Here is a 13,151-nt window from a genome sequence, read left to right as displayed (position 1 = left end):
TAATATATCTAATTCCTTTTATTATCAGAATAAGCCTTTACAACAACTATTTATTATTTTTCATTTCATTAATTCTATAATTTCTTTAATACACTTACCATTATCCATTGTTATATCTTATTTCCGTTTAAATCCCTTATTTATAAGTTTATACCTATACATCGTGTTAAATTGTGTGTGGCAAGATAAAACAAGCTGCTAAATTGAATTATTGTTAGGTAGTTTCTACGGTATGATATTATCACACAATTAGTTATACATATAAAAAGATTTCCTGCTTTGTAACAGGAAACCTTTTATGTATCTTTAACCTACAAACCTAAAATTTCAACAATCTGACGGGCCTTAGCATTATCTATATAATAATGCATCTCTAACCCTCTTCTTTCTGAGCGGAGTACGGTTCCCCTCAATTTTGATAAATGTTGTGAAACAGTGGATTGTGGAAGTCTCAATATCTCCGTTAACTGTGTAACATTGCATATTTTATGGTGCATTAATTCATTTACAATTTGTAATCGAACAGGATGTGCCATTACTTTTAATACATCTACATCGTCTTCATGGATTTCAGCTAAATTTCTTTCAGATATTAATGTTATCATTTCGCATTCTCCTTTATTATTAATTTCTATTTTCCTGTTGTCCTTATAATTAATACTTATAGCTAATTACCATTTGTCCTGTTGAGAAAATATATTCTCTTTTTAAAACAAAAAGGACACCAATTCATAAAAACGTTTTTTACTGCTTTAATGAATTGATACCCTCTAATTTTTTGACCAGAATATATCTTGTTTTAAAGGATATTTTCAATTCCTTTTTCTCAAATCTAGTAAAAAATTTGTATTTTCTTTAAAATCCATATTAAGAATATTCTTCAAATCCTGAAAGCATAAGTTTGCGGCAAACTTATGCTTCCTATCACATTCCACACCAATCAGGATAATTAACACTATCAATGTAGTACTAACTATCTTAATTGAATATTAGTAATAGTGAGTCTAAATATTATCAATTTACTTTATATTACATGTATGTAAAAATAATGACATGATAAGCTTTTTCAAATTTTTCTCCTTGTAAAGATTTGAAAATAGCATTTCAACAATCTCCTTACTGTTAATATGCCTAGAAAAAGAACCCCATAGGGTTCTTTTTCTGTTCATTCCCTAAAATCCCATATTAATAAAAAAAGAAGAGGGATATATCCTCTCTTCACCAATAAAATCGAACATCTTTACATTTAAGGAAGGGCATCCATTCATCAAGAGATGAAAGGAACAATAATAGTTCACCTAGTGAATTATAACACAAACCCAATTCCATTAATAGGTAATATTAACATTATTGGAATAATTGTGGCAAAATTGTTAAGTATCTTAATATTAAAAGGCTTTATATGTATGTAAATTGAAATTGGATAGTGTAAGGATAAAATATAAGGGGGATATATCATGTTTAACAAAAAACAAACATTCGTAACAACGGTAACAGCTTTAACACTAGGATGTGGATTTACATTCGGATTAACACCGGCCTTTGCAGATTTTAACAAGATTTCCGCCAACAATATTCCTGTTCATTCTATTCAGAACCAAGAACAAGAACCTTTTACTGGATATGTCATTTCAGTAGAGCACAATTATTTAGTAGTTGCTGCTACGTCTACAAAAGATGAAGCTCTTGCTTATCAACATGATTGGTGGAATCTAGTTTCTCAAAATAAGATTTTAAGGGTCCCTGTTTCAGATGGTGCAAACTACACATTAGGTGAGAAATTAAATGTATATGCAGCTGCATGGACTAAATCCCTACCACCAATAGCTGTTATGCCTACAATTGAAAAAGTATTTCAGTAGGTAATATTTCCAATAATTAAGTTATCCCATAAAAAAGAGTCGAATAACGACTCTTTTTTATTCTTTTTTACCTTTCTCTGGATTCCTTACGTTCTCATACCCCTAATATTTAATAACATGCTTCTTTCTCACTAGCTAACGCAATTTTCATCTTAGGAATTATTAACCATATTACTTATTTGAATCCTTATCATAATTTTAAAAAATATCTATTATAAAATAACGTATCACCACCTACATTTACCTATACGAATTTAAGAAATAAGTAATTCAAAAAGAAAAATAAAAATACTACAACAAAGAATATCCATTTGTTTCTTTTCGTTGGTTTTCCTGCATGTTGTATATAAAAAATAACGCAATACCTGTCATGCTAATTAAAAAATTTGATAATAATCAATCATCTGTAATACTCCCTCCATACAAAAATAAGAAGTCTCTTTTTAAGAGACTTCTCATTTCTAATACAAACGACATACATAGGATAAATATACACAATATTATCAGGATGGTGTGCTATGTTGCTCTTTTAGAATAACACACAATATCTCATTTTTGTTTAATAATCCCAACTTATAAAACTTTATCAACATTAAAATATTTCATTTAAAGCAAACGAACAAAAATAAACTCAACGAAATATTCACTTAAAAAAACAACGTATGTAAAAAATAGTTACAATCCTATTCATAGTTTTAAAAATTTGTCCCCCTCTTCTTCTAAGAATATTCTAAATCTCAGATAGATTATCTTATATCGCCACCTTGTGTATGCAGAATTACATATCAAACCATATTGAAAACCATTCTCATTGTAACTATAATGGTTTCAAGGAGTGGTATTTTCACTTCCTTTTCAAATCTCAAAATATATTAAAGGAGGAACTAGCATTATGAAAAAAGCTATTTTAGCAGGGGCACTAGGAATTGCAGTACTATCAGGTATGAATTTACCAGGAGCAGAGGCACCAAAAGCGAGTGCGGCAACTACGAATTTAGAAATTCAAGAAGTTACAAAATATTACTCTATGAATTCCTATGAAGTTTCTCAAAAAGAATCATTTAATCTTAGTAAAGGGGAAGAACTTACAGTCTTTGTACAAAATTCCGGGTTCCCAATTTCTTATACAGTCTTTGATGCAGATAATCAAGTAATTGGCACATACAATGCTAATTCACCATATGGTCGCGTATTCAAAGCACAAAAAGACGGTAATATTTCTGTCCAATTTCAAGCAGGAGTAAATTCTTCTTACATGAAGAAAATGAATTTCACAGCTAAATTTGCGGTTTCTAAACTTAACCAACAATAAAAAATGTAACGATCCTCTTTAAAAGCAAATTAAAAAGGTATATCCCTTCAATGGGATATACCTTTAACTTTAGTGAATTTTATATTGACCAGATAACTGCTCTTGCGCCATACGAACTAAACGTTTCGTAATCTCTCCACCTACTGAACCATTTGCTCGTGATGTTGAATCTGGTCCAAGTGTAACGCCAAACTCCTGAGCAATTTCATACTTCATTTGCTCAATTGCACTTGCTGCCGCTGCTATTAAGATTTCGTTTGAATTATTATTTTCGCGAATTTGCATTTTTTAAACACCTCCGTTGAATTTGGTAATATCATGCTCTATTTCCAACAAAATATGCAAAAAAATTATTCGTTTAGCCATTTTACATATATACCTAAGCTTTCATCTCTTATATGGGAATAAATAAAGGTATAGGTCATACTCTATACCTACACCTTCTCCTATCCTACTTACTTTTGAATTCCCCTATTAACCCCTGTAACTCTTGCGAGAGCCAATTTAAAGAATTTGCTAACTCTGCAATATCTTGTACATATAGTTCTTGCTCTTTCATACTTTTCTCCACATTACTACTGCTATTCACATATGTATTTACAATGTGTGATAATTCATTTACAAACTGAACAATTGTTTGATTATCTTTTAGAATGTCACTTGAGTTATTCGAATTCGCTTTAATTTGATTTGTAACAGATTGTGCAGATTCTGAAATCTTTTCAAAGAAAGCACCACTACTTTGAACAAGTGTTATTCCTGATTCAACTTCCTTTGAACTCTTCTGTATGGATCTTACAGCTCTCTCTGCTTCAGCCTGGGTTTCACCAATTAATTTAGCTATATCCCTTGCAGATGCCTCGGTTCTTTTCGCTAATATACGTACCTCGTCCGCAACACCTGAAAATTCTTCCCCCATCTCTCCAGCACATGAGGATTCAGTAGAAGCATTTAAAGCTAATGAATGTGTTTGATTTGAAATGGTTGTAATTACAGTAAGAATTTCATGAATTTCCTTAGATTGTACTTCTAATGCATAAATACTAGAAGATACATCCTGAACTGTATCTTTGATTCTTTTCATTTGATTCACGATTTGCTTAATCAAATCTTTTCCCTTTGCAGAATGCTGGTCCATGTTTTCCAAAGCATTGCCAACTTGTTTTGCAGCTCCTTTAATTTCTTTCATCTTACTTTCCATTTCTTGAACAATCCCTAAACATTTTTGCACTACATATTCATGAGAATGTGCTCCTAAATTTAATCCTGTAATAGCACTTGCAATTTCTTTAAAGGCTATGCTATTCTCTTTTGTACTTACCGACAATTCCTGTGAAGATGTAGACACCTGTTCAGCAGTCTGCCTTACTTTATCTATAATACTATTAAACTTTTTAATAGTATTATTAAAATAGATATTAGTTATTCCTATATCATCAGATCTTTCATTCAATTTAATACTTAAATCCCCTTCGCCAACTTTACGTAACCCTTCTTGTAAATCCTTTAAAGGCGATAGAGAGCTTCGTGAGATAAATATTTGAATTGTAATTGCGATTGTTAATGAAATTATAATAAATAGTAAACCTTGTATCATAAATTGTTTCTTTGTAAGAGGAATAATAGAAGCTTCCAAATCCGCTGCAACAATTGCAATTATATTTTTATTTTCATCTGTAACTGGCTCTAAAATTGTTACCCAGAACCCTAATTCATCTTCATACACTTCTGTCATTTGTGCCTGTTTTGTTTGTATTACTTTATCATATGTTTTCATCCAATAAGTAGGTTGCTCATAGTATTCACCTGGTTTTACAGAAACAGTATTTGCTAATTCTGTATCCAGAGCTACTATTTGTAATTCAGCTTTTTCACTTAGCTTGGCTCCTGTAACATATGTTTGTCCAACACTTTTCATATCTTTTATAGATTTATCTAATTGCTCCGTCAATTTTTCTTTCTTCACTCTTTGAGCTGTGGGGTCTTTTGCTACATCTCTTACTATTTCTAGATCTAATTGATTTAATACCGCATCACCTGTTTCAAAAGACTGCCTCTCAAATATAGACATCATACTATTTTGAAACATATTAAAACTTAACGCTCCCATACTTCCAACAAGGGTCAGAATTACTAATACCGTTAGTAATACATTTTTTTGAAGCAACGATAGCTTATGCCAATATTTTTTCATTGATTTCACCTTTCTTATTTTCAACAATACAAAAACAAAGTAGTAACATATTAAGAGTTTCTCTTTCTGTTATTAATTTAAACTTTAAAATCGCATACTAATCGTTCAACCAAACGTTCCAATTTTTTTCATTTACAATTTCATCTTTTATATGTCCAGCTGCTCCTGGAAATCTATTAAAAGGAAGACGTAATACTTCTACTACTTCATCTTTTCTATTTGTACTGATTTCTTCTAAATCGATTATATTAAAGGGTTTACCTATAATAATTGCTATAATGTTTAATAGACGACTAAGAATATTTAAAATTCCATATTTATCTCCTAAAGATTTTCAAATTAGACTTGTTGCAGTACCTTCTGCGAGGATTTTTTATACTATCGTTAGTTTTAAATAAAGATAAGAATTTTTAAGGGACTCGTCTTTAGTTATTTTTATCTTGCAGAACAATAAAATCTGAAAGTTTAATTCAATCTCCTATTTTATAACTTTTTTCCTTATTTTTCTATAACATTATAATATTTACCTGTACAATCAAAACTTAGACTCTTTTGGCCTTTACTCTTCAATTGTCTTAAATTCATATGAGGTAGCGCAGAAAGTAAATTTTTAATAAAAAACTTTTGTATTAAAAAATACAAAAATACATACTCCTTCAAAACTATATGCACTTAAATATTCATATAGTAAAATAAGCAGTACAAGCGTGTCCTATACAGCATATTTCCTTAACGGGCTTGATATTATATTCATCATAAAATTGGTGTGACCTTAATATCTCACTTAGCTCTTTAATATTTTGATATTAACAATATAGTGTTAATATATCCCTACTTTATCGCTACACCTACATATAAGCCAAGAATTCAATTACAGAACGGTTTTTATCAATAGTAGATGAAAACATGTCAAACAAAAAGAGACTCGATTATTTATTACTTTTCATATAGATGTAATAAAAGATTATAGGAGAAATATATATGCTAAAAAAAATAAATAGATTTATGTTTGCTTTGCCTACCATTTCTTTTGTTTTTCTTATTTTATTAGGATCATTTTTATTTGTAATACCATTAGATCTATTCTTACCTGAAATACAAAAAAACCCAATAACAGAAGCACCTCTTATTCTTCAAGTTTTATTAGGGGTATTAGCGGCACCTATATATGAAACAGTAGTTTTTCAAGTATTTTTATTTTGGCTATTAAGTTGGATTCCTTACATTAAAAATCGCGATTACCTTATCATTTTAATAGCTTCAATTATATTTGGATTAAATCATCAATACGGAATCACTTATTTAGTTGGTACAACGATAATTGGTCTTTTATATAACTATGCTTATTGTGTATATAAAAAAAAGAATGAAAAATATCAGGTTACCATGTCTGCTTTTTGGGTTGTTTTTTTGATTCACTTATTACATAATTCTGTTGCTTTTATAGCTTCAAATTTATCATTTTAGCCAAGAAGACTCCTTCCTCAAGGAGCGTAAAGGGTCAAAAAGCCAATTAAATAAATGCATTTGCTTGTCCCATGGGATGTATTTTAGAGTATGCGACAACGGATCATAAAGGATATCATCAATATAAATCCAACCCAGAAGACTACGCTGTTTGTCCGCTACGTGAGGTATGTTTTTCAAAGAAACAAAAAGTTATCACTCATCATATATGGGAGAAATATAAGGATATCGCTAGAAAAAACAAACTAACAGTTACAGGGAAAAAGTTTTACAAAGTACGCTGTTCAACTATAGAGCGAAGCTTTGCGGACGCCAAAGAACTACATGGCTATCGATATGCTCGATTTCGGAGGCTGAAGTCTGTCCAAATGCAGGCTTATCTCACCGCAACTTATCAAAACATGAAAAAAATAGCCCTCCATCTGACCAAAAAAGGTCTGGTGGAGGGCTATTTTTTTGAAACTCTATTATTTTATGTTGTTTTTATTCACTAAAATCAAAAACAAACTCATCTTATGACCGCGTTTCTTCTTACGAAATTAAGTAATTGTTTCAATAGCTGGTTTTTTAGTCATAGAATTACTTTCTCTCTCAGCTTTATTATTCTGTTCTTTCGCCTAAAATTCCAATATCCCCATTACTTCCTTCGTAAATAGTTTGAAATCAGTTAAATGTTTTTCAATAATTTGACGAACAATATCTAAATTTACACTTTGATAATCATGAACAGCAATATTACGAAATCCAACCATCGCCTTTAACTTATTTGCTAGATCAGCGCTAAGTAATCCTGCTGTAACCAATAAATCAAAGGCCTCTCGACTAGATTGGGGTAATCCTAATTTTTTCCCTGCAACAATATGCATTGCTAAATCAATACTCGCTTCACAAGCTCTTTGTATATTCAATATTATTGAATCTTGTTTTGTAAAGTCCTCTAAATTTTCAGGGTCATTTCCATACACATCTTGGATTCTTTTTATACAACGCTCTATTGTAGAAATTTTATTTAAAATAACCTCATTCTTCATATATAGAACCTCTTTTCTTTATATCATCAAATACTACCTGTCGTTCTTCATTCAATTTTGAATACATTTTTAAGGTTTTCATTTCAAAAATAACCTTACGTTTTTCATCCGAACAAAATATTGTTTTACCTGTATGTATAATCTGAGCTTGAAAAACTGTAGAAGCTTCGGATAAATCAACTAAATCAACATCTCTATGAACAATGTTAGCTAACTCCTGTGCTAATAAAAAACGTTCATAGTTCCCTAATGTTGTGTCACTTACATAAGCTATATCAATATCACTATCTTCTCGTTCTCTGTTCTCAGCCGTTGATCCAAACACAATTATCCAATAGGGATTCACCGTCTCTTGTAATTTTTCTATAATAGCTGTTATCATGCTTTGAAAAATCATTTAATTAATCCCCCTTATTGTACTTGAATTTTATTATATCATAACCAATCATAAATCCTTTAAACGACTATAAATACGTAAACAAAATTAAGCTTTTTTAGTACTTAACTCCTCACAAAATCAGAAGCTTATTTCTGACCTAAAATTATTATAGTTCAGGGGTAGATATATTGTAGCTTTGGATCTTAAATAATTGTTAATAATCCAGCACTTGCCTGTTAAATACCTTTTATATTTTCTTCCTGCAAAAGCAAAAGACTGACAATAACTGTCAGCCTCTTACTTTAACAACTCTAAAGAACTTTAGCCTATTTCACAATATACATTCTAATAGTTTGAGGATATATTGCTCTAACAAAGCATTATATATTAATCCACCTTTACTTTTTCTTTTACCTTTGTAGGGAGTTCATCTTTTTTAACTTCTTCCCAAGATTTCACACCTTTTTTCTCAGAGTAATATATACGTAAAAACGCTTCTTTACGAAGATTTTTTAACGCTGTAAACTCCATTTCTTTCTCATTACCATTCTTATCAAATCCAGGTAATTTATATTCGTAAGTCGTATCCCCATTTACATTTTTCTCTTTTAATTTTTCACCATCCTTGGTAATTTGCACATAATATGTATCTGTACCAAGACGATTTAAATTACACCCGGATAACACCACAGTAAACATCACAAAAACGCTACACATAAGCACTATTCGTTTCATATTATTCACCTCATATCTTTTCTCACAAAAATTATATCCTAATCTATTGGCTGCCAAAATTCATTTCCATTACGCTAACATTACGTTTTTGTAAGGGAGTAAAAACAGCTTAAAATTAAAAGGATATGAATTCATATTTCTATTGAATCCATATCCTTTGTTCTTATTGAGTAAACTATTTTACATCATTCTAAATAGGAGGTATTTTTATTATTCTGGGAAAATGAAATTAGAGTTCCCTTCACTATTATCGGAATCCTCTTTCGGGAACGTGATAGTAGAACCTTGATTTCCTTTATTTATTTCTTGCTCTTCAGGAAATACAATGGAAGAATCATTACCTAAGTTTGGTGAAAAACCTAGTTTAGATAAAATAGCTTTTAAGTCAGGTAAAACACCAATTTTATCAGAGATTGAATCGTTAGATTTCGTTCCAGTACTAGGGTCGCTTAAAATATTCCTAAGCTGGCTTGGTGTATATACTTTTCCCTTATTATTTTTTGCAATTCCTTGAATTGATGCAGCAGCACCAGCAATAATAGGCGATGCACTAGATGTTCCAGCAAAACTAGATGTATATAGATTTGTTATAAATTCACTTGGTTTAGCATCTGTAGTATCTACTGCATTCCCCCATCCATACACATCCACTCTACTACCGTAATTAGAGAAATATGAACGTTTATGAGGAACCCTTGCAGAAGCTGCCCCAACCATAATTGCCCCTGAATCTTTAAAATCAGGACTATTACGATTTAAAACTTGTTTACCATTACGGTCTCTAAATTGATCCAAGTCATTTCCACCGTTTGCACCTGCTTCAATAATAATAATTCCCTTATTTGTTCCCATACGAATTGCATCAAATATGTCTGGTTTTACTTCCACTGGAAAATAGTTCTTATCTCCATATCCATCGTAAGTTGCTTGTGCCTCTAGTAAAAGAATATCTCCAGCTTGCATATTGTTAACCGCACTTAAAATAGCATCAGCTGTATTATAAGTTCCGTTATCCCTAATCTGGGATACAACCTTTACCTTAGCCTTTGGTGCAATCCCAATTCCACCTATGTTATTATCCTCTGCAGAAACAATTCCCAATACTGAGGTACCATGATCATGGTGTTCACTCTTATTCTGTCCGGACATCAATTCAATCTTTTGATTCACTAAATCTTCATGACTTAGTAACCAACCATACTCCATATCTACGAAAGTAGTTCCTTTTCCATCCCCACCATTTATACTCCAAGCATAAGGTGCATTAATTCCTAATGGTGCTGGTTCAAGGTAACCTTGTCTTGTAAGTCTAGGCTCATCATATGGATTAACAGATAAATTTGGTAAACGCTCTTGAGGTGGCGTTTCTTCTTCCTGTAAATACGCCGTTTCAATAAGAGATGATTTCTCAAACTTTACAAGTAAGGCTTGTACATCAATATCACCTTGGTTTTCTACAATATAATAGTTTAGCAAATTGGAAGAAATATGTTCGGAGTCGTTTATTTCTCTACCTAAATTTTTAATTTCTTTAGGATTTAAAGAACTAAAAAGTCGATTTATAGTTACATTTGGGTATTCGTTTAAAATTCCAATTAATTCAGGATCTTGTTTTTCTTCTTTAATGAATTTTTCTATTCCATCCTGATATGGCAAATTTGCCTCATTTCTAAATTTCAAAATTAATTGTTTGGTAACTTGCTTATGTACAGTAGAATTCAATTTCTTATTTGAATAATTGTAACTAGCTGCATAGGCAACTTCTGATTTATCACTTGGAAGTAGTCCACCCACCCCATTAAATGCTGTTAACGCAATTGAAGAAACTATAATTCCCTTAAAAATTTTCAAAATGTGCACCTCTTTTAATTTATATATGATTATAAAATGCTTTATATGGCCTTAATTCTTTATTTATATAAGCTTCTTATATTTCCAACTCCGTTCATTTTTTAATATTTGCTTAACCATCATTAATACAACTACTTCATACCATCAAACCTATTAATTTAGCTGCATAACTGTAACCATTATAGTTACACCTATAGTGAATAGTCAATCTAATTTTTTATGCAATTTCGCATTTTAAAGAAAGAATGTCTAATTACATCCAATTAGTCTTAAATATTTTAATAGAAGTTAGGCTTCTATCTTTATAAGTAATTGCATATATGTAATATAAAGCATGTAAAGGAGGTCAAAACGTGGTAATCTCAAGGCAAGATTCCTGGACTAACGATAACGATTCACTTCTCGCATCAACAGTACTCCAGAATATTCGTAACGGAGGAACACAGTTAGCTGCATTCAAAGAAGTAGCAAAACTACTAAATAGGACACCTGCAGCTTGTGGATTTCGTTGGAATTCATACGTAAGAAAACAATACCAAGAGGAAATACAACAGGCAAAACAAAATCGAAAAGGGGGAAACAATATTTCTCCCTCTCAACAAAAAAAAGAAACAAACTCTTTATCTATGACATTAGATGATATTATTCTCTTTCTACAAAATTATAAAAAAACAAATGAATTTACAAACTTACAAAACCAAATAAAAAATTTAGAAGCAGAAAACCAGTCCCTTCTACAACGTGTAACAATGTACGAAGAAGAGTATCGTATGTTACTTAATCATATTGATAGGTCAAGAAGTTTAGTTGTAATTGATTAAAAGAAGCAGTAAATTACTTTTATATACTTAGGTCGTAACCTAAAACATTTATATATGAGTTAATTTAAATACTAATAAATAAAGTACACGTTTACTAATAATAAACGTGTACTTTATTTAATTCTTAAAACATAAAATTTAATTTTCAACTCATTAGCAATATTAAAATTAAGATGTTTGTTTTATAGGTAATTCTTTACTTCTATTCTCAATAAGTCTATCTAAAAGTAAGTAAACAAATCCAGAAATAATACAACCTACACCTAAGATTGTAAATAACATATGCCCTAAAAGCTGATCCAGTAATACACCACCTAGAAGAGGTCCAAATACATTACCTGTAATCCATTGCAGATTAGCTGCCCCCATATAAGTCCCCCTCAAATGTTCTGGAGCTATATTAGCAACAAATGTCATTTGAACAGGTGACATAATCATTTCCCCTACTGTATAAACTGTATAAGCTATTAATAATGAGCCTAGAATAACTAAATCATTTGCGTCTATTACTTGAAACCACTTTGGTAACCATCCTATTGCTAAAAGGCCAACGCCAAAAAGAATGGCACCATATAGCATTGATTTACCAATTGATTTGTGAGTTAACCACTTTGAAATAGGAAATTGAAAACATACAACCAATAAGCCATTTAAAGTCATTAAATATGGAAATGGATTACTATTTCCAAAAATCATTGTATCCTCATTACTAAAATGAAGTGGTAACATACCTTCCGATTGTGAGAATCCCATAAATATAATGATTCCCGTCACTATATAGAATAGAAATATTCTATCTCTTATAACAACTCTTAACGTAAATCTTATTGACTGTTTATGTGTTTCCTCATGTATCATTATATTTTTAGGTTTTGTTTCCTTTAGAAACAATAACATTAATATTGTATAAAACAGCATGGTTCCAGAAGTAATCAAAAATATGACATCTTTTGATACAACCACAACTGCTGCACCAATGATAGGGCCTATCGCAGCTCCTATATTATGAGCCATTCTAAGTAATCCATATGCCTCAGTTCTTTTTTCAGGTTCTGTTACATCGGTAACCATTGCAGATGCCGCTGGTTCAAAGAAAGAATTACATAGTCCTAAACCAATAGATAAAATGGCATATGCTATAAAACCATCAATAAACAAAAAAACAAGCATTAGTAGCCCATTACTCGCCATAGAGAGCACCATAGTTGGTTTCCGACCATAAGTATCTGCTATATGCCCTCCAATTAATGAACCAATACTTGCTGCAATTGGAGATAAGGCTATAATTATACCTACCTCAAGTAGAGAATCCACTTTGTCCTTCAAATATAATGCAAAAAATGGCATTAACATCATCATTGCAATACCATTTAAAGCTTCCCCAATAAAGCGGATCCAGACATTAAGGTCCATCCCCCTTAATTCTTTCCATGTACTCCTCATATAGTTACCTCGCCTATGCTCAAAGTATATTTTTATCCCAACAAAAGTTTTACTAT

General features: G+C 31.0%; 12 protein-coding genes and 1 pseudogene. 5 read left to right on the top strand and 8 right to left on the bottom strand.

The window, feature by feature from the left end; genetic code table 11:
- Positions 1-311: 311 nt before the first annotated feature.
- Entirely contained in the window at positions 312-605 is a 294-nt protein-coding gene (locus tag ACTFR3_RS20005; RefSeq protein ID WP_000631352.1) for an ArsR/SmtB family transcription factor, read from the bottom strand.
- Between the two features lie 852 nt (positions 606-1,457).
- On the opposite strand from ACTFR3_RS20005, the gene ACTFR3_RS20000 reads away from it, so the two are divergent.
- A complete protein-coding gene (locus tag ACTFR3_RS20000; RefSeq protein ID WP_440044713.1) occupies positions 1,458-1,862 on the top strand; it encodes a DUF3221 domain-containing protein in 405 nt (134 codons plus the stop codon).
- 892 nt (positions 1,863-2,754) lie between these two features.
- Entirely contained in the window at positions 2,755-3,174 is a 420-nt protein-coding gene (locus tag ACTFR3_RS19995) for a hypothetical protein (RefSeq protein WP_029443236.1), read from the top strand.
- A 69-nt stretch (positions 3,175-3,243) separates the two neighbouring features.
- Here the strand turns inward: ACTFR3_RS19995 and ACTFR3_RS19990 are convergent, their stop codons facing one another.
- Entirely contained in the window at positions 3,244-3,459 is a 216-nt protein-coding gene (locus ACTFR3_RS19990) for an alpha/beta-type small acid-soluble spore protein (protein WP_001167049.1), read from the bottom strand.
- A gap of 166 nt (positions 3,460-3,625) precedes the next feature.
- The gene (locus tag ACTFR3_RS19985) at positions 3,626-5,368 is read right to left on the bottom strand and encodes a methyl-accepting chemotaxis protein (protein WP_440044712.1); all 1,743 of its coding nucleotides are present in this window, start codon (positions 5,366-5,368) and stop codon (positions 3,626-3,628) included.
- Positions 5,369-6,349: 981 nt separating this feature from the next.
- On the opposite strand from ACTFR3_RS19985, the gene ACTFR3_RS19980 reads away from it, so the two are divergent.
- A complete protein-coding gene (locus ACTFR3_RS19980) occupies positions 6,350-6,835 on the top strand; it encodes a CPBP family glutamic-type intramembrane protease (protein ID WP_440044711.1) in 486 nt (161 codons plus the stop codon).
- A 50-nt stretch (positions 6,836-6,885) separates the two neighbouring features.
- A pseudogene (locus ACTFR3_RS19975) lies at positions 6,886-7,329 on the top strand (transposase); the annotation flags it as partial.
- A 123-nt stretch (positions 7,330-7,452) separates the two neighbouring features.
- Here ACTFR3_RS19975 and hepT read toward each other — a convergent pair.
- The 4 genes from hepT to ACTFR3_RS19955 form a co-directional block, all read right to left on the bottom strand.
- Entirely contained in the window at positions 7,453-7,866 is a 414-nt protein-coding gene (hepT, locus tag ACTFR3_RS19970; protein ID WP_000787540.1) for a type VII toxin-antitoxin system HepT family RNase toxin, read from the bottom strand.
- Positions 7,856-8,263 (bottom strand): type VII toxin-antitoxin system MntA family adenylyltransferase antitoxin, encoded by a 408-nt coding sequence (gene mntA, locus ACTFR3_RS19965; protein ID WP_000577226.1) that lies wholly within the window; start codon positions 8,261-8,263, stop codon positions 7,856-7,858. Before mntA ends, hepT begins: the two co-directional genes overlap by 11 nt.
- A 369-nt stretch (positions 8,264-8,632) precedes the next feature.
- The gene (locus ACTFR3_RS19960; RefSeq protein ID WP_440044710.1) at positions 8,633-8,980 is read right to left on the bottom strand and encodes a YxeA family protein; all 348 of its coding nucleotides are present in this window, start codon (positions 8,978-8,980) and stop codon (positions 8,633-8,635) included.
- A 210-nt stretch (positions 8,981-9,190) separates the two neighbouring features.
- On the bottom strand, positions 9,191-10,831 hold the full coding sequence (locus tag ACTFR3_RS19955) for a S8 family peptidase (RefSeq protein ID WP_440044709.1): 1,641 nt from the start codon (positions 10,829-10,831) through the stop codon (positions 9,191-9,193).
- A gap of 353 nt (positions 10,832-11,184) precedes the next feature.
- On the opposite strand from ACTFR3_RS19955, the gene ACTFR3_RS19950 reads away from it, so the two are divergent.
- Positions 11,185-11,652, top strand: coding sequence for an RsfA family transcriptional regulator (locus ACTFR3_RS19950; protein WP_431140578.1), 468 nt, complete (start codon positions 11,185-11,187; stop codon positions 11,650-11,652).
- 168 nt (positions 11,653-11,820) lie between these two features.
- Here ACTFR3_RS19950 and ACTFR3_RS19945 read toward each other — a convergent pair whose 3' ends face one another.
- Positions 11,821-13,095 (bottom strand): MDR family MFS transporter, encoded by a 1,275-nt coding sequence (locus ACTFR3_RS19945; RefSeq protein WP_377825881.1) that lies wholly within the window; start codon positions 13,093-13,095, stop codon positions 11,821-11,823.
- Positions 13,096-13,151: the final 56 nt, after the last annotated feature.

Source organism: Bacillus cereus group sp. MYBK14-1 (genome assembly GCF_051916885.1).
Taxonomy (GTDB): Bacteria; Bacillota; Bacilli; order Bacillales; family Bacillaceae_G; genus Bacillus_A; species Bacillus_A cereus.
This window is presented reverse-complemented; position numbering and strand designations above follow the sequence as displayed.